This is a genomic window from Streptacidiphilus fuscans (genome assembly GCF_015690355.1).
Taxonomy (GTDB): Bacteria; Actinomycetota; Actinomycetes; order Streptomycetales; family Streptomycetaceae; genus Streptacidiphilus; species Streptacidiphilus fuscans.
Genome location: NZ_JADPRT010000006.1, coordinates 188,064 through 204,838, shown reverse-complemented (window position 1 = coordinate 204,838; position 16,775 = coordinate 188,064). Strand labels below are relative to the sequence as shown.

The window sequence follows — 16,775 nt, the reverse complement described above, 5'->3', positions numbered from 1 at the left end:
ATGGCGTCGCACGGTCGGAACAGGGTCAAGTGGACGAAGCCGGAGGGGCGTTGATGGGCGACCAGGGGACGGACGGGCGGAGTGGGAAGCCGGGAGTCGGGCGGCGGACCTTTCTGGGATACGTCCTCGCCGCCTCGACGCTGACGGTCGCCGCGCAGTTCGGCGAGGGCGTCGCGGCGCCGCAGCGCGCCTCCGCGGCCGCGCCCGAGTCGGGGCTGCCGGAGGCGGGGATCCCGTCGCTGCCGGAGCCGTCCGAGATCTACGACCTCAACGACATGCTGACCGACGCGGCCCTGCCCACGGCCAACCTGATCAGCATCCAGCTCGGCACCGACGGCACCGCCACGCTCGCGCTGCCCCGCGCCGAGGTCGGGCAGGGCATCACCACCTCCAGCGCCATGATCGTGGCCGAGGAGCTGGACATCCCGCTGAGCCAGGTCCGGATCACCCTCGCCGACGCCCGGCCCGAGCTGCTCTTCAACCAGCTGACCGGCGGCTCCAACACCACGATCTCCACCTTCACCCCGATCCGGGTCGCTGCCGCGCTGGCTCGGGGGCAACTGCTCAAGGCAGCCGCCGAGCTGCTCTCCGAGCCGATCGACACGCTGACCACGGGCCTCGGCGTGGTGACCTCGGCCACCGGCGCGACGATGACGTACGGTCAGCTCGCCACGGCGGCGGCCGCGGTGAGCACGACGGCGGTCTCGGTCACGCTGAAGGACGCCAAGGACTTCAGCGTCGTCGGCACTTCGCAGGGCCGGATCGACGCGCTGGACGCGGTCACGGGGCGCAAGCAGTTCGCGATGGACCTGCAGGTCGACGGCGCGCTGCCGAGCATGGTCTGCCGTCCGCCGACGATCAACGGCACGGTCGTCTCGGTGCAGAACCAGGCCGCCGTGCTGGCCATGCCGGGGATCACCGACGTGGCCGTGGTCTCCACCGGCGTCGCGGTGCGCGGCGCGACCTTCGGCCAGTGCATCGACGCGGTGCGCGCGCTGCAGGTCACCTGGGGTCCGGGAACGGAGGACCACTCCTCGGACGACACCGTGCTCGCCGAGCTGAAGGCCGCCGAACTGCCGCTGGTCGTTCCGCCGTTGCCGCTGCTGACGGAGGCGGTCGACGAGCGGTTCACCTTCCACTTCGCCAGCAACAGCGCGCTGGAGCCCAACTGCGCCGTCGCCGACGTGCGTGCGGACAGTGCGGAGATCTGGGCCTCGCTCAAGTCGCCGATCGTGGCGCAGGAGGCGATCGCGGCCGAGCTCGGCCTGCCGGTCTCGGCGGTCACCGTGCACGTGGTCCAGGGCGGCGGGTCGTTCGGACGCAAGCTCTTCTTCGACGCGGCCCGCGAGGCGGCCGAGATCTCGAAGGCCATGGGCAAGCCGGTCCGGCTGATGTGGCACCGCACCGACGACTTCCGGCAGGGCCGCAGCCACCCGATGTCGACCTCCCGGGTCCGGGCGACCTACTCGCTGGGCGAGGTCATCAGCTACGAGCAGCGGCACACCTCGGTGGCGACCGACTTCAGCCACGGGCTCGGCGAGATCATCACCGCGCTGGTCGCCAAGCTGCCGGTCGGCGACATCGGCTTCTCGGAGACCATCTTCGAGTTGACCCAGCAGACGCCCTACAACTTCGGCGTCACCACGCAGCTGCTCAGCGAGGTCGACAAGGGCTTCAACACCGGCAGCATGCGCAACATCTACTCGCCGAACGTGCGCTGCGCCCAGGAGTTGGTGGTCGACAAGCTGGCCGCCGCCATGAACCAGGACCCGTACCGGTTCCGTCGCTCCTTCCTCAAGGACCCGCGGGCGATCGCGGTGCTGGACAAGGTGGCCGAACAGGGCGACTGGGGACGGACGATGGCCCCCGGCACCGCCCAGGGCATCGCGCTGCACGCGGAGTACCACGGCTTCGTCGCGATGCTGGTGGAGATCGACTGCACGCCAGCGACGGTCGACCGGAAGATCCCGGACGCGTACACCGGGCCGCGGGTGACCAAGGCGGTCTGCGCCGTCGACGTCGGCCTGGCCGTCAACCCGCTGGGGCTGAAGGCGCAGATGATGGGCGGCATCATGGACGGCATCGCGCTGACCCTGAGCTCGTCGCTGCACCTGCAGGACGGCGTGTTCCAGGAAGGCAGTTGGGACAACTACTTCTACACCCGCCAGTGGAACGTCCCGAACGACCTGGAGATCGTGGTGATGCCGCCGACCACCGGCCAGCCCGGCGGCGCGGGGGAGTTCGGAGTGGCGGCGTCGATGGCGGCCGTGGCGTGCGCGTACGCGCGGGCGACCGGGACGTTCCCGACCACCTTCCCGATCAACCACGACCAGCCGCTGGGCTTCACGCCGCTGCCCACCGTGCCGCCGATCCCGCAGTCGCCCACCGACGGCCTCAGCCGCGCGTACTGAGCCCGCGCGCACTGACGACCCGTCAATCCAGCTTCCGACCGCCGACCGAGGAGAGTTCCGTTCATGCCCCAGCACACCTTCGTCCTCAACGGTAAGCAGGTCACCGTGGACGTCGAGGACGACGTGCGCCTGCTCTGGGTGCTGCGCGACATCCTGGGCGTGCGGGGGCCCAAGTACGGCTGCGGGCTGGGCGTCTGCCAGGCGTGCACCAGCCACCTCAACGGCAAGGCGGTGAACCTCTGCTGCATCCCCGTCTCCGACGTGGCGGCGACGGACGAGGTCACCACCATCGAGGGCCTGCCCGCCACCGTGGGCAAGGACCTGCACCCGATGCAGGAGGCCTGGCTGGAGATGGACGTCCCGCAGTGCGGCTACTGCCAGCCGGGGCAGATCATGGCGGCCGTCGCCAAGGTCCTGGAGGCGCGCGCCGCGGGCCACGAGATCGGCGACGCGGACTTCGACGAGATCCGCAACATCTGCCGCTGCGGGACCTACGTCCGTATCCGCGAGGCGATCCTCTCGGCGGCGGACAAGTTCTGAGGCAGGCTCCGGCGTGACCCTGGAGCCTGCGCCTCGTTCGGATCGGTGGGCGACGATCGAGCGAAGGAGCAGGCGACATGGCGGAACCGCTGGTGGATCTGCGGGGCAGGTCCTGTCTGGTGACGGGCGCGGCGAGCGGGATCGGGCGGGCCACGGCCGAGCTGCTGGTCCGGCTCGGCGCCCAGGTGGTGGCCGCCGACGTCGACGCGGACGGGCTGGCCCGGCTCACCGCGCGCACGGCCATGCGGGAGGACGCGCCGGGCGACGCGGGCGGCGAGGTCGTGACGCTGGTCTGCGACGTGACCGTGCCCGAGGACGTGCGCCGGATGGTGGACCAGGCGGTCACCCGCTTCGGGCGGCTGGACGTCGCCGTGGCCAACGCCGGGATCCTGCCGCTCTCCGACCTGGCGGAGACCAGCCCCGAGGACTGGGACAAGGTCATGGCCGTCGACGGCAAGGGGATGTTTCTGACCTGCAAGTACGCCATCGAGGCGATGGCGGGACAGCCCCGTGGCGGCGCGGTCGTCTGCGTCTCCTCGATCTCCGGACTGGCCGGGCAGGCGCGTCAGGCGGCCTACGGCCCGGCCAAGTTCGTCGCGTCCGGGCTGACCATGCACCTTGCGGTCGAATGGGCGGACCGTGGCATCCGGGTCAACGCGGTGGCCCCCGGCACCATCACCACCGAGCGGGTCCAGGCACTCCAGGACGAGCCCGGCGGACCGGAGTACCTCGACGTGATGGCCCGGTCCCACCCCCTCGGACGGCTCGGGGAGCCGGAGGAGGTGGCCCGGGCGATCGCGTTCCTGGCCTCGGACGCGGCCTCGTTCATCACCGGCGTGGTGCTCCCGGTGGACGGCGGCTACCTGGCGCGCTGACCCGACGGAGTACGGGAGCCGTCAGAGCCGCAGCCGGGCCGTGCGGGTGGTGCCGGGCAGGCCCTGGGTGAGGTCCAGCGTGACGGTCGCGACGCCGTCGGCCACCTGGACCCGGACACCCGGCTCCTCGCCGAAGCCGCTGCGGATCGGTCCGAAGCCGGCCACGGTGACGGTGAGCGTGGACTGGGTGCAGGTGGGGTCGCTCACCGCCACCGAGAGACCTGCCGGGCGGCGCTGCACCAGCACCGAGGCGGGACCGCCGGTGGTGAGGCCGGCGACGCTGCCCGCGGTGAAGAAGTTGGCCGCCGTCAGGTCCTGCTGCCGGTCCCGGATGGCTTGCAGGTCGGCCGAGTTGGCCAGCACCTCGACCAGCGGGCGGGCCGCCCGCTGCGCGGTGGTGCGGGCGTCCGCACCGGGCAGCAGGACGTAGGCGTACTGCGCGTCCGTCGGGTCCACGCCGTGGTCCAGCCAGAGCGTGACGTAGGTGTTGGTGTACGGCGTGGTGGTGCCGCCGGTGCTGGGGCCGTTGTCGATGTCCGCCCAGGCCCCGGTGCGCTGTTCGCGCAGCGCGCGCAGCACGGTGCCGGTCGACGTGCCGCCCGGCAGCAGGACGTAGCCGCCGACGCCCTCCAGTTGCGCCCAGCCCTCGGTGGCCGGGAACGCCGCCGTCCAGCCGAGCGTGGTCGGTTGCGCGGTGCCGTCGACGGTCAGCCGGTTGGTGCCCGTCGGGTGCAGGTTGCGGTTCTCCAGCGTGGTCTCGACGGTGTGGCCGGAGCTGCCGGTGATGCCCGCGCCGAGCGCCACCACGCAGTCGTCCAGGCAGAACCAGGACTTGCGCGCTCGCAGCGGCGAGCCGTACGCCACCAGGTCCAGGCCGACCGCGCCCCACCGGTCGTCCAGCACCGCGCCGCCCGCCCAGGTGGTCGGCGGCAGCGTGCCGTTGCCCGCGCTGTTCGGCAGCGGGATCGTGTCGGCGGTGACGCCGGGCAGGCGGGTGCAGTCGACGGTGGGCCAGTAGTTGTCCGTGAAGTGGCCGTTGTCGCCCGTGTAGAGGTAGGTCGCGCCGTCTCCGGTGTGCCAGCCGCGCTGGTTCTCGCCGTTGATCGCCTCCAGCCGGGTGATCCGGCTGCTGGAGAGCGCGACCGCCCAGCCCCAGCCCTCGCGTCGGTGCACCGCGCGCTCGACGGACGGCTGCTGCACGTGGTTCGGCCCCTGCTGCGCCGGGCGGACCAGGGGGTCGTCGAGGATCGACTTGATCAGTGCCATCCGGGCGGGTGAGGCGGTGGCCTTGATCGGCGCGAAGGTCTCGCGGGTGATCCAGCCCTTGGCCAGCGCCTTCCAGCGCTTCTGCTGCTCGCGCGAGCCGACCGGGATCAGCCGCAGCACCGCCTCGGTGATGTCGTGTCCCGCGTCGTGGTCCGTCTCGCCCTGCCGGGAGAGGAACCGGCCGCGGACCACGTCCATGACCAACCCGTCGTACATGTACGGCGCGTAGGTGAGGTCGACGGAGTCGAGGATCACCGCGAAACCGGGGTCGGTGATCGGCCAGGACGAGCCGGTCAGCAGCAGCGAGAGCTGGCTCAGGTCGTTCAGCAGCACGTACGCGTAGTGGCCGTTGTAGGCCACGGTGCCGTGCTGGATGTAGCCGCCGTCCTGGTAGTAGCCGTCGGAGGTGGTGACGTAGGGGTAGATGTCGGAGAGCTTGTCGCGGCCGAGCGTGACCAGCGAGGCGTCCTTGGCCAGGATGCCGCGCAGGATGGTGATCTGGCACATGTCGGAGCGGTTGGCGCCGGTGGTGACGACGGTGCCCTGCTGCTGGTGGGTGGGGTCCGGCACGAAGTGGGCCACGGTGGTGAGGTAGGAGGCCAGGTCGGCGGCCGGGACCTGGGCGCCGAGTATCGCGCAGGTGTTGACCAGGTCCTGCGGAGCGGCGATCTCCCAGTGGTACCAGTTGCCGACCTCGGCGGAGGACGGGTTGTAGTACGCCGTGCCGATCAGCCGCAGCGCCTGGACCAGCCGGGCCGCGACGGTCGGGTCCTGGTGGTAGTGCGAGCCGGGCGTCGCCCAGGCCACGGCGGTGGCCAGCAGCCGGGCGTAGGTGCCGCTGGCGTTCTCCACATGGGTGAACGGCATGTCGGTGTAGACGGACGCCGGGGTGGCCGAGTTGTCGTAGAGCGCGATGTCGGCCGCGGCTGCGGCGTCGACGGTCGCGATCGCGGCGGCGTAGTCCGGGTCGCTCGGATCGACCGCGCTGCCGCCGGTGAGGATGTCGGACCAGACTCCGCGCAGCTGGTCGAAGGGGTCCGGGGTCGTGGTGGGGGAGGGCGTCGGAGCCGGTGTGCCCGCCGGGGCGGACGTCGGCGTGGCCGCGGTGGCGGCCGGAGCGACAGCCGCCGCGCCGAGGAGGGCGGCACCGGTCACGGCGGCACCGGTGCCCAGGAGGTGGCGACGCGTCAGCGGCGCGCGACGGGTCGTTGCCAGCGAAGTCTCGTCGGTCGTCTGGTCCATGGATGACATGACAGGGCCTCCCCGGATGCCAGTCAAGGAGTTGGACAGAGTTCATATGCCTGAACAAGGCCTGCGGTCTATGCTGAACGCAGTCCACGTGCGTGAACGTCTCCGTGAACGTCCGCGCATCACCGGTACGAACTTCCGAGGGGGCCGACCCATGGCGCTGCCCAGCCCTGCCGCAACCGCCGCCGCGAGCGGTGGCGCGAACGTCAAGTCCGCCGTGCGCACGGTCGAGTTGCTGGAGTTCTTCGCCGGGCGGCCCGGACTGCACAGCCTGGCCGAGGTCCAGGAGGCGCTGGGCTACCCCAAGTCCAGCCTCTACATGCTGCTGCGCACCCTGGTCGAGCTCGGCTGGGTGGAGACCGACGTCACCGGCACCCGCTACGGGATCGGCATGCGCGCGCTGCTGGTCGGCACCTCCTACATCGACGGCGACGAGGTGGTCGCCGCCACCAGGCCGGTGCTTGACCGGCTCGCCGACGACACCACCGAGACCATCCACCTCGCCCGGCTCGACGGCACCGACGTCGTCTATCTGGCCACCCGCGCCTCGCAGCACTACCTGCGCCCGTTCACCCGCGTCGGCCGCCGGCTGCCCGCGTACGCGACGTCGCTGGGCAAGGCGTTGCTCGCCACCTACGACGACGCCGAGATCGAGCGGATGCTGCCGGAGCGGCTGGAGCCGGTGACCGAGCACACCCACACCAGCCGGGCGGCGCTGATCGAGGACCTGCGGGCGGTGCGCGAGCGCGGCTACGCGATGGACCGGGAGGAGAACACCCTGGGGCTGTGCTGCTTCGCGGTGGACATCCCCTATCGCACCCCGGCCCGCGACGCGGTCAGCTGCTCGGTCCCGGTGGCCCGACTGACGCCGGGGCGGGAGCAGATGATCCGGGACGCGCTCTTCGGCGCGCGGGAGCGGCTGGCGCTGGCCACGCGGCACCTCTGAGGCGGGTCCGGCGGTGGGCCGGCAGTGGGCTGACCGGGGCTGACCGGCGTGCTGATGGTTGCTCAGGCGGAGCTGCGGATCTAGGCTGTTCATATCCGTGGTGTCCGTTCATAAATGTGAATATGCAGAGTGCACATGCACTGCTGGGCGGCGCCACCGCAGATCACCGAACGTCTCCCAAGGGGAAGCCGTTGCGTACTCCCAAGGTCACCGACATCGTCGTCACGCCCGTGGCGGTTCTCGACCCACCGCTGCTCAACGCCTCCGGCGTGCACCAGCCGTACCAGCTGCGGGCCGTCATCGAGCTCCATACCGACACCGGGATCACCGGTCTCGGCGAGGCCTACGGCGACGACCCGACCCTCGCCAACCTGCGTGCCGCCGCACCCGCCTTGGTCGGGCTCTCGGTCTTCGACCTCAACGGCCTCGCCACCCGGGTGGCCGAGGCGCTGGGCGCGGTCGACGCCGTCGGCATGACCGATCTGATCGGCGCGGCCTCGCGCGAGAAGTCCGTGGCGCAGACCGTCGGAGCCCTCGAGGTCGCCTGCTACGACGCCCAGGGCAAGGCCACCGGGCTGCGCGTCTGCGACCTGCTGGGCGGGGCGGTGCGGGAGGCCGTGCCGTTCAGCGCCTACCTCTTCTACCGCTGGGCGCACCACCCCGAGGGCGCCGCGCCGGAGGGCTACCCGGCGGACGACTGGGGCGCGGCGCTCGACCCCGAGGGGATCGTGGCCCAGGCCCGCCGGATGGTCGACACCTACGGCTTCCGCTCGCTCAAGCTCAAGGGCGGCGTCTTCGAGCCGGAGGCGGAGGCCGAGGCGATCGAGGCGCTGCGCGCGGCCTTCCCCGACCACCCGCTGCGGCTGGACCCGAACGCCAACTGGTCGGTCGAGACCTCGAAGCGCATCGCGCCGCGCCTGGAGGGCCTGCTGGAGTACCTGGAGGACCCCACCGGCGGCAACCCCGGCATGGCGGAGGTGGCCCGGGCCACCTCCCTGCCGCTGGCGACCAACATGTGCGTCACCTCCTTCGCCGAGATTCCCGAGGCCGCGGCGCTCGACTCGGTGAAGATCGTGCTGACGGACCATCACTACTGGGGCGGTTTCCGGGCCAGCATGCGGCTCGCGGGCATCTGCGAGACCTTCGGCTGGGGCCTCTCCATGCACTCCAACACCCATCTCGGCATCTCCCTGGCCGCCATGACGCACCTGGCCGCGGCCGTCCCCGGGCTCACCTACGCCTGCGACACGCACTCGCCGTGGCAGCGCGAGGAGGTGGTGCGGCCGGGCGCGCTGGTCTGGTCCGAGGGCTCGCTGGCCGTGCCGCAGCAGCCGGGCCTGGGCGTCGAGTTGGACCGCGACGCGCTGGAGCGCCTGCACAAGCAGTATCTGGACTGCGGCGTCCGGAGCCGCGACGACCGGGTCGGCATGGTGCTCGCCGACCCGGCCTGGGAGCGTCGGACGCCGCGGTTCTGACGGTCCGTCAAGATCCGCGCGCGGCGGTGGTCAGGGGTTGACTCCGGCCACCGCCGCGCGGACCGCGCGCAGGTCCGCCGCCGAGGCCAGCCCGGCGTGGTAGAAGCGCAGTTCAGTGGCGCCCGCGGCGACGAGGTCGGCGCACCACGCGGGCAGGTCGTCCAGGTCCGCCCCCATGCCGCGCAGCGCCGTGACGGTGGCGACGACCCGCCTGCCGGGCGCTGCCTGCGCCCGGACCGCGTCCAACGCGGCCGGGGAGCGGACCGGGCACTGCAGCACCGCGCCGTCGGCGGTGGCGTGGAGCGTCGCCGGTTCGGCGCCCGGGTTGGCCCCGAAGGCGAGCGGGTCGGGGTGGGTGTGCAGCAGCACGGGCAGCCCTGGCCGCTCGGCCCGCACGGCGTCCAGCACCTCGGCGCGGAAGGCGGTGGCCGTGGCGATGCGCATCCGCCGTACCACGTCGGCGAGTTCGGGCGGCAGCGTCGCGTCCCGCGCCTGGCCGGAGAAGACCCCGTCCAGGGACTCTCGGACGGCGTGACGCAGCGCGTCGGGGTCCGCGCCGTGGGCGGCGTAGGCGTCCGCGCAGGGGCCGCAGAAGCAGAGCGAGAAGAGCAGCCGGGCGGCGGGCGGCAGGGCGACCCCGGAGGTCTTGTCATGGGCGTGCAGGTGGTCGAAGCCGTACCAGCCGCACGACTCCAGCTCCAGGCCCGAAAGGTGCGGCAGCGCGGCCGTCTCCGCGGCCAGCGTCGCGGCGTACCGGCGGACCGCCGGAGCGGCCGTGCACAGCGCCCACGGATAGCGGTCGCCGTAGGCGTTGACCACCGCGGCGTCCGGACGGAGCGAGCCCAGTCGCTGGTTGTGGGCCAGCACCACCCAGCCGTAGACCTCCAGGCCGGCGTCGGCGAGCGTCGCCGCGGCCTGCTCGAACGCCCCGGCGGGCGCCCAGGACGCCGCCACGGGCCGCAGGCCGTCGGCGTCCGCCCAACGAGCCGGATCCAGGCGGTAGTAGACCGCCGAGTGGTCCGCGGTGACGACCCGGTGGTCGGGGTGACGCGGCGTCAGCGCGCGGACCGTGTGGTACGCGGCGGCCACCGCGACGCGGCGGACGCCGAGCTCGGCCACCCGCTCCGCGCAGCCGGGGTCGCCGACGACGTCCCACGGGTAGAGGTAGGCGCCGGCGGGCGTCGCGGCGCTCATCCGAGCGCCTGGCGGGCGCGCGCGAGCAGGTCCTGGAGGATGCGCAGGTGCTCGGGCTCCGGCTCGGTCAGCGGGGCGCGGACGCCGCCCACGGCGTGCCCGGCGGCGCGCGTCGCGGCCTTCACCAGGGACACGGCGTAGCCCGGCCGTTGGCGGCGCAGCTCGACGTACGGGCGGAGCAGCACGTCGGTGAGCGTGGTGAGGGTGGCCGTGTCGCCCTTCTCCAGCGCGCGGTGGAAGGCGAGGGCGAGGTCGGGGGCGAAGCAGAAGACGGCGGAGGAGTAGAGCGGCACCCCGATCGCGCGGTAGGCCTGCTGCGTCATCTCGGCGGTGGGCATCCCGTTGAAGAAGAGGAAGTCCTCGTCCGCGCCGGAGGTGCGCACCGCGCTGACGATGCGGAGCATCAGGTCCAGGTCGCCGCGCCCGTCCTTGAAACCGACGATGTTGGGCACCGCTGCCAGCTCGGCGACGGTGTCCGGGGTGAAGGCCACCTGGTCGCGCTGGTACAGGACCAGGTCGAGCGGGGTCGCGGCGGCGAGGGCGGAGTAGTGGCGCAGCAGGCCGTCCTGGCCGCCGTCGGCGCTGTACGGGGGCAGCACCAGCAGGCCGTCCGCGCCCGCGCGTTCGGCGGCGCGGGCGTAGTCGAGGGCGAGTGCGGTGCCGTAGCCGGTGCCGCCGATGACGGGCACCCGGCCGGCCGTCGCGCGCACGGCGACGCGCAGCACCTGCTCGTACTCGGCGGGCGCGAGGGCCGGGAACTCCCCGGTTCCGCAGGCGGCGAAGACGGCGGCGGGACTGTCCTCCAGTCGCGCCTCCACGTGTCCCTGGTAGCCGACCGGGTCGAAGGCGCCGGAGTCGTCGAAGGCGGTGACCGGAAAAAAGAGCAGCCCGTCGAGGCGGGCGGCCAAGGGCTGACGGGAGGGAGAGGGCACGGTCGCGGTTCCCTTCGCTTCACTGGGCGGCTTCACCGGCACTGGGGGCGCAGCGGGCCATATACCTAGCGGGCCACATACATAATCAGCGTACATGGACATGAACGCGGGAAGCGTAAGCTCGCCGTTCGACCCGGGTCAAGGCATAGATGTTCATATACATGATCAGCGATTGGGATTGTGAACGCCCTGATCTTCTGTGAGCATGGGCGGAACCGAGACGACGCAGAACCGGCAGTGCGAGGGAGAGACCTTGTCCCGCATTCTCATCACCGGCGCCGCAGGCGGCGTGGGCACCCTGATCCGTCCCCGGCTGGCCCGTCCCGACCGCGTGCTCCGGCTGCTCGACATCCAACCGCTCGCCCCCGGCGAGGCCGGGGACGGCGCCGAGGAGCTGGTTCACGCGTCGGTCACCGACATGGCCGCGATGGAGGCGGCCTGCGCCGGAGTGGACGCGGTGATCCACCTCGGCGGGCACTCGCTCGAGGCGCCGTGGCAGCAGATCATGGACGTCAACATCCACGGCACCTACACCGTCTTCGAGGCCGCCCGACGCGCCGGAGTGCCACGCGTCGTGTTCGCCTCCTCCAACCACGCGGTGGGCTTCCACACCCCGGACGAGTACCCGCTCACCGCCGACACGCCGCCGTTGCCCGACACCTACTACGGCGTCTCCAAGGTCGCGGGCGAGGCGCTCGGCGCGCTCTACCACCACCGCTACGGGCTCGACGTGATCTGCATCCGGATCATGACCTGCTTCCCCGAGCCGCCCAACCCGCGTGCGCTGTCCACCTGGCTCTCCCCGGACGACTGCGCCCGGCTGCTGGAGGCCAGCCTCGCCGCGCCCGAGCCGGGCTTCCGGATCGTCTACGGCGTCTCGCCCAACACGCGCGGCGGTTGGGTCTCGCTGGAGGAGGCGCGGGCCCTCGGCTACCGGCCCACCGACGACGCCGAGGTCTACGCCGAGAAGATCCTGGCCGCGCACGGCGAGCCGCCCGCCGACGACCCGGTCTACCGTTACCTGGGCGGCCAGTTCACCTTCCCCGATCTCGACGCCGACCGGCTCGACCGGCCCTGACCCGACCGGCTTGACCGGCCCAGACCCGACCGGCACTGAGGAGACACCTGCGATGACCAACAGCACGTCCCGGACCGACGAGGAACCGCCCGTCCAGGGGTACGACCCGCGCACCGGGGAGCCGGTCGGCGCGCCCGTGCCGGCGACCTCCGCCGCCGAGGTCGACCGGATCTGCGCCGCCCTGGACGCGACCGCGTCCGCCTGGGCGGGGGCCTCGCGCGAGGACCGGGCCCGCGCCCTGGAGGCGGTCGCCGCCGCGCTGGACGCCCACAGCGAGGAGCTCGCCGCGCTCGCGGACGCGGAGACCGCGCTCGGCCTGCCGCGGCTGACCGGCGAGGTCGCCCGCACCACCGGGCAACTGCGGCTCTTCGCCGAGGTGGTGCGCGAGGGCGCGTATCTGGGCCGGGTCGTCGAGCCCGCCGCCGAGGGCCGTCCCGACCTGCGCCGGGTCAAGCAGCCGACCGGCCTGGTCGCCGTCTTCGCCGCGTCCAACTTCCCCTTCGCCTTCTCCGTGGCCGGTGGTGACACCGCGTCAGCCCTGGCCGCCGGATGCCCGGTGGTGGTCAAGGCGCACGAGGCCCACCCCGGGACCTCGCGGCGCACCGCCGAGCTGGTCAAGGCCGCGCTCGCGGACGCCGGTGCGCCGCCGGTCTTCGACGTCGTGTACGGCTTCGCGGCCGGGGCCGCCGTGATCGCGCATCCGGCCGTCACCGCCGTCGGGTTCACCGGCTCCACGCGCGGTGGCCTGGCGCTGGCCAAGCTCTGTGCCGAGCGCCCGGTGCCGATCCCGTTCCACGGCGAGCTCGGCTCGGTCAACCCCGTCGTCGTCCTCCCGGGCGCGGCCCGAGGGGAGGCGGCGAAGGTGGCCTCCGGCTACGCCACCTCGCTGACCCAGGGGGTCGGCCAGTTCTGCACCAACCCCGGGCTGATGTTCGTTCCTGACGACCCGTCACTGCTCGGTGCCCTGGCCGACTCGGTCGCGGGGACCGACGGAGGCCCGATGCTCTCCGCCCGGATCCACGACGCGTGGTCGGACGCCGTCGCCGAGCTGCGGGGCCGGGACGACGTGCGGGTGCTGGCCGAGGGCCGCCCCGGCAAGGGGCCGTGGGCCGCGACGCCCACGGTCTTCGCGATCGACGGCGAGACGTACGACCGTGCGCCCGAGGTCTTCGGGCAGGAGCGGTTCGGTCCGGTCGGCGTCGTCGTGGTCGACGGCGACCCCGAGCGCACCCGGGCCCGGCTCGCGGAGGTCGAGGGCAGCCTGACCGTCAGCGTCCAGCTGGACCGGGAGACGCCGGAGGACCTCGACGAGGCCCGCGCGTTGCTCCCCGTGGCCGCACGGCGTGCGGGGCGGCTGGTGGTCAACGGCTGGCCCACCGGCGTCGCGGTGTCCCATGCCCAGCACCACGGCGGCCCTTTCCCGGCCTCCACCAGCCCGGCGCACACCTCCGTCGGCGCCGCGGCCATCGACCGCTGGCTGGTGCCGGTGGCGTACCAGGACGTCCCGGCGGAGCTGCTGCCGTCCGAGCTGCGCTGACGTGTCCGAAGGGGGACGGACCGTGACGGTCCGTCCCCCTTCGCGCTGCCCGGCGTCAGCCGCGCAGGCCCAGTTCGATCTGCTCCAGGCTGCGGCCCTTGGTCTCCGGCACCAGCCGCTTGACCAGCAGGAACAGCACCAGGTTGATGGCCGCGAAGACGTACATCGACTTCCCGATGCCGAGATGGTTGTTGTCCGACATGATCGGGAAGATCGCGGTGATCAGTCCGGTCGCCGCCCAGAGCACGACCGCGCCCACGCCCATGCCCGCGCCGCGCGCCTTGAGCGGGAAGACCTCGGACATCATCACCCAGACCACCGCGCCCCAGCCCAGCTCGTAGCCGGCGAGGTAGAGCACGAGCAGAATGACCGTCAGCGTGCCGAGGGTGCCCTTGTCGTGGACGTTGAGCACCACAAAACCGGTGAGTGCCAGGGTGACCACCATGACCACGTTGCCGATCAGCAGCAGTGGCTTGCGCCCCCAGCGGTCGACCACGAAGACGACCCAGGCGGTGAACGCCAGCTTGGTGACGCCCAGGACGATGGCGGAGAGCAGTGCGGTGTTGGCGGTGAAGCCGAGCGAGACCAGCATGGTCGGGAAGTAGGCGTTGATCGCGTTGACGCCGCTGAACTGCTGACCGACCGCCAGCAGCAGTGCCACCAGCAGCATCGGCCGCACCCAGGGCTGCAACAGGTCACGGATGCGGTAGGTCTGCTCGCTGTCGAGGCGGATCACCTGGCGGATCGAGGCGAGCTCGGCGTCGATCTCGTCGGCGGGGTGCGTGCTCGCCAGCACGGCGCGGGCCTCGTCCTCGCGGCCCAGGTTGAGCAGCCAACGCGGCGTCTCCGGCAGGAAGGTGAGGCCGATGACCAGCACCAGCGCCGGGACCAGCGCGCCGGCGAACATCCACCGCCACAGCGCGTGCGGCTGCAGCCAGTAGTCCACCAGGAAGGCGATCAGGATGCCGCTGACGATGAAGATCTGGTTGAGCGATCCCATCGCGCCGCGGATCCGGGCGGGCGCCAGCTCGGAGAGGTAGGTGGGCACGGTCGCCGAGGAGAGCCCGATGCCGAGGCCGAGCACGGTCCGGAAGCCGACCAGCGCGCCGTAGCCCGGGGCCAGCGCGCAGGCGACGGTGCCGACGATGACCACGCCGCCCGCCACCATGATGGTCCGGCGGCGGCCGACCCTGCTGGTCAGCCGGGCGGCGAGGCCCGCGCCGACCATCGCGCCGACGGAGAGGCTGGCGGTGACCACGCCCTTGTCGAAGCCTGACAGGTTCCAGGCCTTGGAGATGACGACCAGGATCCCGGCGATGACGCCGAGGTCGTAGCCGAAGAGGATGCCGCCCAGTGCGCCGAAGACGTAGAGGGTGGTTGGGCTGACTCTGCGGGTGACTGTCCCTCGGCCGGGGGACGGTGGGGAGGATGCGGACGCGGTGGCCTGGGTCATGCGGGATCGCCTCGTCTCGGAGCGGGGTCCGGTGGATGGTCGTGGCGCGCTTCGCAGGACCGGTCCGGGCCGTTGGCCGTGGCGTGGTGGCGACGGGGTGCCGCTCGGGGATTGAAGCTCCGTCAGTGGGCGTGGTCAAGGGTCCTGTCCACATTCGAGATCAGCGGGGCGTCGGAATGTTCCGGTCAGGGTTCTTGCTAGGCATATGTCGGTTCACGATTCTGAACTGCAATCGAAATGACGAACAACTTTGCCATTCCTTGACGTTCTGACGATTGCCCCTGCCCGGCCCCGCTGCCCACGATGATTCCCACGCTTCGTCAGGACCGGCCCAGGCCCGTTGGCCGGGCGCCCGACCCCATGAAAAGGAGTCAGAAGTCCGATGACCTCCCATCGTTCCCGTCGACTCGTCCCCCTCACCCTGGCCGGCGCGGTCGCCGTGGCGTTGAGCGGGACCGCCGCGCTCGCCTTAGCCGGCACCTCGTCCGCCTCGTCGGCCGCTGCCGTTCCCGGAGACCTCGCCTGCGGCGCCGCGACCACGGCCACCACCACGGCGAGCGGCAGCGCTCCGGGCAACGCCACCGACTGCAACACCGCGACGGCGTGGCAGAGCGCCCCTGCGACGCTGCAGGAGCTCAAGGTCGACCTCGGCTCGACCCAGGCCGTCGACCACGTCACCGTGGTCTGGGGGAGCGGCTACGGCACCTCCTTCAAGATCCGCACCTCTCCGGACGGCACGACCTGGCACACCCAGACCGCCGTCACCGCCGGAACCGGCGGCACCGAGACGGTGGCCCTGCCCAGCGGGGTCAGCACCCGCTGGATCGAGATCTACGGCGAGCACTACGCGGGCAACGCCGGCTTCACCGTGGACGAGTTCGAGGTCTTCGGCAGCGCGGGCACCCCGACCGGGACGCCGAGCTCGTCTGCGAGCGCGTCGGCCAGCGCCTCCGCTTCTGCCTCGGCCTCCGCTTCGGCGAGTGCGACGCCGTCGCCCACCCCGTCCGCGACCTCGACCGGCAGCGGCAACCAGGCTGCCTGGACGGGGCAGTTCACCGGCTACGGTTCCAGCGCGTGGAAGTCGGCCTGGGGTTGGACCTCCACCGGCGCGTGGGGGCAGGCGCAGCTCCAGGAGATCTCCGACTCGTCCGCGCCCGGTGACGGCAGCGCGCTCCAGGTGACCTACGGCGCGGGCTCCTCGGCCAACTCGTGCACCGACTGCCCGAACCCCGGCGGCGGCCAGTTCTACACCCAGCTGAGCTCGCTGAGCGGCGGCAGCGCACTTGCCAACGGCAGCACGCTCGACCTCAAGTACAGCGTCAAGTTCCCGTCCGGGTACGACTGGGGCAAGGCGGGCAAGCTGCCCGGCCTCTACGGCGGCCAGATCGGCCAGGAGTCCGGCGGCAACCACGGAAACGGCTGGTCGACGCGGTACATGTGGCGCGGCACCAGCGCCGCCCCGAACAACGGCGAGGTCTACCTCTACACGCCCACCAACTCCGGCCCCACCGGCTACGGCGTGGACCTCGGCGTCGGCGACTGGAAGTGGCTCGCCGACGGTAACTGGCACACCGTGGAGCAGCTGGTCAACCGCAGCACGGGCGACGTGACGGTCTGGCTGGACGGCAACCAGGCGGCGTCCTTCTCCGGTGCGGCCTCGGGGATCGGGTCGATCCCGTTCAGTGGGGTCTTCTTCTCCACCTTCTACGGCGGCCACGACACCAGCTGGGGTCCCAAGGTGACCACGCACGCGGACTTCGCGGACTTCTCGCTGTCGAGCGGCGTGCAGCACTGAGTCGGTCGAAGGGCTGAGCCGTTGA

At 72.2% G+C, this 16,775-nt stretch carries 12 protein-coding genes; 8 read left to right on the top strand and 4 right to left on the bottom strand.

From position 1 onward, the window contains the following. The first annotated feature begins 53 nt into the window (after window positions 1-53). The 3 genes from I2501_RS16775 (at window position 54) to I2501_RS16765 (ending at window position 3,826) form a co-directional block, all read left to right on the top strand. On the top strand, window positions 54-2,411 hold the full coding sequence (locus I2501_RS16775) for a molybdopterin cofactor-binding domain-containing protein (protein ID WP_196195039.1): 2,358 nt from the start codon (window positions 54-56) through the stop codon (window positions 2,409-2,411). A 63-nt stretch (window positions 2,412-2,474) separates the two neighbouring features. Continuing rightward, window positions 2,475-2,951 (top strand): (2Fe-2S)-binding protein, encoded by a 477-nt coding sequence (locus I2501_RS16770; protein ID WP_196194852.1) that lies wholly within the window; start codon window positions 2,475-2,477, stop codon window positions 2,949-2,951. A 77-nt stretch (window positions 2,952-3,028) separates the two neighbouring features. Next, entirely contained in the window at window positions 3,029-3,826 is a 798-nt protein-coding gene (locus I2501_RS16765) for an SDR family NAD(P)-dependent oxidoreductase (protein ID WP_196194851.1), read from the top strand. A 21-nt stretch (window positions 3,827-3,847) separates the two neighbouring features. On the opposite strand, the gene I2501_RS16760 is transcribed toward I2501_RS16765, so the two are convergent. Beyond that, a complete protein-coding gene (locus tag I2501_RS16760) occupies window positions 3,848-6,334 on the bottom strand; it encodes a polysaccharide lyase 8 family protein (protein ID WP_196194850.1) in 2,487 nt (828 codons plus the stop codon). A 160-nt stretch (window positions 6,335-6,494) separates the two neighbouring features. On the opposite strand from I2501_RS16760, the gene I2501_RS16755 reads away from it, so the two are divergent. Together I2501_RS16755 and I2501_RS16750 are read left to right on the top strand one after the other, a co-directional pair. Next, the gene (locus I2501_RS16755) at window positions 6,495-7,286 is read left to right on the top strand and encodes an IclR family transcriptional regulator (RefSeq protein WP_196194849.1); all 792 of its coding nucleotides are present in this window, start codon (window positions 6,495-6,497) and stop codon (window positions 7,284-7,286) included. Between the two features lie 191 nt (window positions 7,287-7,477). Beyond that, a complete protein-coding gene (locus I2501_RS16750) occupies window positions 7,478-8,761 on the top strand; it encodes a glucarate dehydratase family protein (RefSeq protein ID WP_236046520.1) in 1,284 nt (427 codons plus the stop codon). 30 nt (window positions 8,762-8,791) lie between these two features. Here the strand turns inward: I2501_RS16750 and I2501_RS16745 are convergent, their stop codons facing one another. Then, the gene (locus I2501_RS16745; protein ID WP_196194847.1) at window positions 8,792-9,955 is read right to left on the bottom strand and encodes a hypothetical protein; all 1,164 of its coding nucleotides are present in this window, start codon (window positions 9,953-9,955) and stop codon (window positions 8,792-8,794) included. Then, complete coding sequence (locus tag I2501_RS16740; RefSeq protein ID WP_328806404.1) at window positions 9,952-10,887, bottom strand: 5-dehydro-4-deoxyglucarate dehydratase; 936 nt, start codon at window positions 10,885-10,887, stop codon at window positions 9,952-9,954. The genes I2501_RS16745 and I2501_RS16740 overlap by 4 nt, the downstream gene beginning before the upstream one ends. A 253-nt stretch (window positions 10,888-11,140) precedes the next feature. Here I2501_RS16740 and I2501_RS16735 point away from each other — a divergent pair, with 253 nt between their 5' ends. After that, window positions 11,141-11,965 carry an NAD-dependent epimerase/dehydratase family protein gene (locus I2501_RS16735; RefSeq protein WP_236046518.1) on the top strand — a complete coding sequence of 275 codons (825 nt, stop codon included), beginning with the start codon at window positions 11,141-11,143 and terminating at the stop codon, window positions 11,963-11,965. Window positions 11,966-12,017: 52 nt separating this feature from the next. Continuing rightward, the gene (locus I2501_RS16730) at window positions 12,018-13,502 is read left to right on the top strand and encodes an aldehyde dehydrogenase (NADP(+)) (RefSeq protein WP_196194845.1); all 1,485 of its coding nucleotides are present in this window, start codon (window positions 12,018-12,020) and stop codon (window positions 13,500-13,502) included. A gap of 55 nt (window positions 13,503-13,557) precedes the next feature. On the opposite strand, the gene I2501_RS16725 is transcribed toward I2501_RS16730, so the two are convergent. Then, window positions 13,558-14,955 carry a sugar porter family MFS transporter gene (locus I2501_RS16725; RefSeq protein ID WP_196194844.1) on the bottom strand — a complete coding sequence of 466 codons (1,398 nt, stop codon included), beginning with the start codon at window positions 14,953-14,955 and terminating at the stop codon, window positions 13,558-13,560. Window positions 14,956-15,337: 382 nt separating this feature from the next. On the opposite strand from I2501_RS16725, the gene I2501_RS16720 reads away from it, so the two are divergent. Continuing rightward, window positions 15,338-16,750 carry a polysaccharide lyase gene (locus tag I2501_RS16720; RefSeq protein WP_196194843.1) on the top strand — a complete coding sequence of 471 codons (1,413 nt, stop codon included), beginning with the start codon at window positions 15,338-15,340 and terminating at the stop codon, window positions 16,748-16,750. Window positions 16,751-16,775 lie beyond the last annotated feature (25 nt).

What these genes read in the sequence shown, in the direction of transcription:
- I2501_RS16720 (WP_196194843.1), top strand. Translation starts at nt 15,338, where the DNA reads ATGACCTCCCATCGTTCCCGTCGACTCGTCCCCCTCACCCTGGCCGGC.
- I2501_RS16745 (WP_196194847.1), bottom strand. Translation starts at nt 9,955, where the DNA reads ATGAGCGCCGCGACGCCCGCCGGCGCCTACCTCTACCCGTGGGACGTC.
- I2501_RS16765 (WP_196194851.1), top strand. Translation starts at nt 3,029, where the DNA reads ATGGCGGAACCGCTGGTGGATCTGCGGGGCAGGTCCTGTCTGGTGACG.
- I2501_RS16770 (WP_196194852.1), top strand. Translation starts at nt 2,475, where the DNA reads ATGCCCCAGCACACCTTCGTCCTCAACGGTAAGCAGGTCACCGTGGAC.
- I2501_RS16725 (WP_196194844.1), bottom strand. Translation starts at nt 14,955, where the DNA reads ATGACCCAGGCCACCGCGTCCGCATCCTCCCCACCGTCCCCCGGCCGA.
- I2501_RS16755 (WP_196194849.1), top strand. Translation starts at nt 6,495, where the DNA reads ATGGCGCTGCCCAGCCCTGCCGCAACCGCCGCCGCGAGCGGTGGCGCG.
- I2501_RS16760 (WP_196194850.1), bottom strand. Translation starts at nt 6,334, where the DNA reads ATGGACCAGACGACCGACGAGACTTCGCTGGCAACGACCCGTCGCGCG.
- I2501_RS16730 (WP_196194845.1), top strand. Translation starts at nt 12,018, where the DNA reads ATGACCAACAGCACGTCCCGGACCGACGAGGAACCGCCCGTCCAGGGG.
- I2501_RS16775 (WP_196195039.1), top strand. Translation starts at nt 54, where the DNA reads ATGGGCGACCAGGGGACGGACGGGCGGAGTGGGAAGCCGGGAGTCGGG.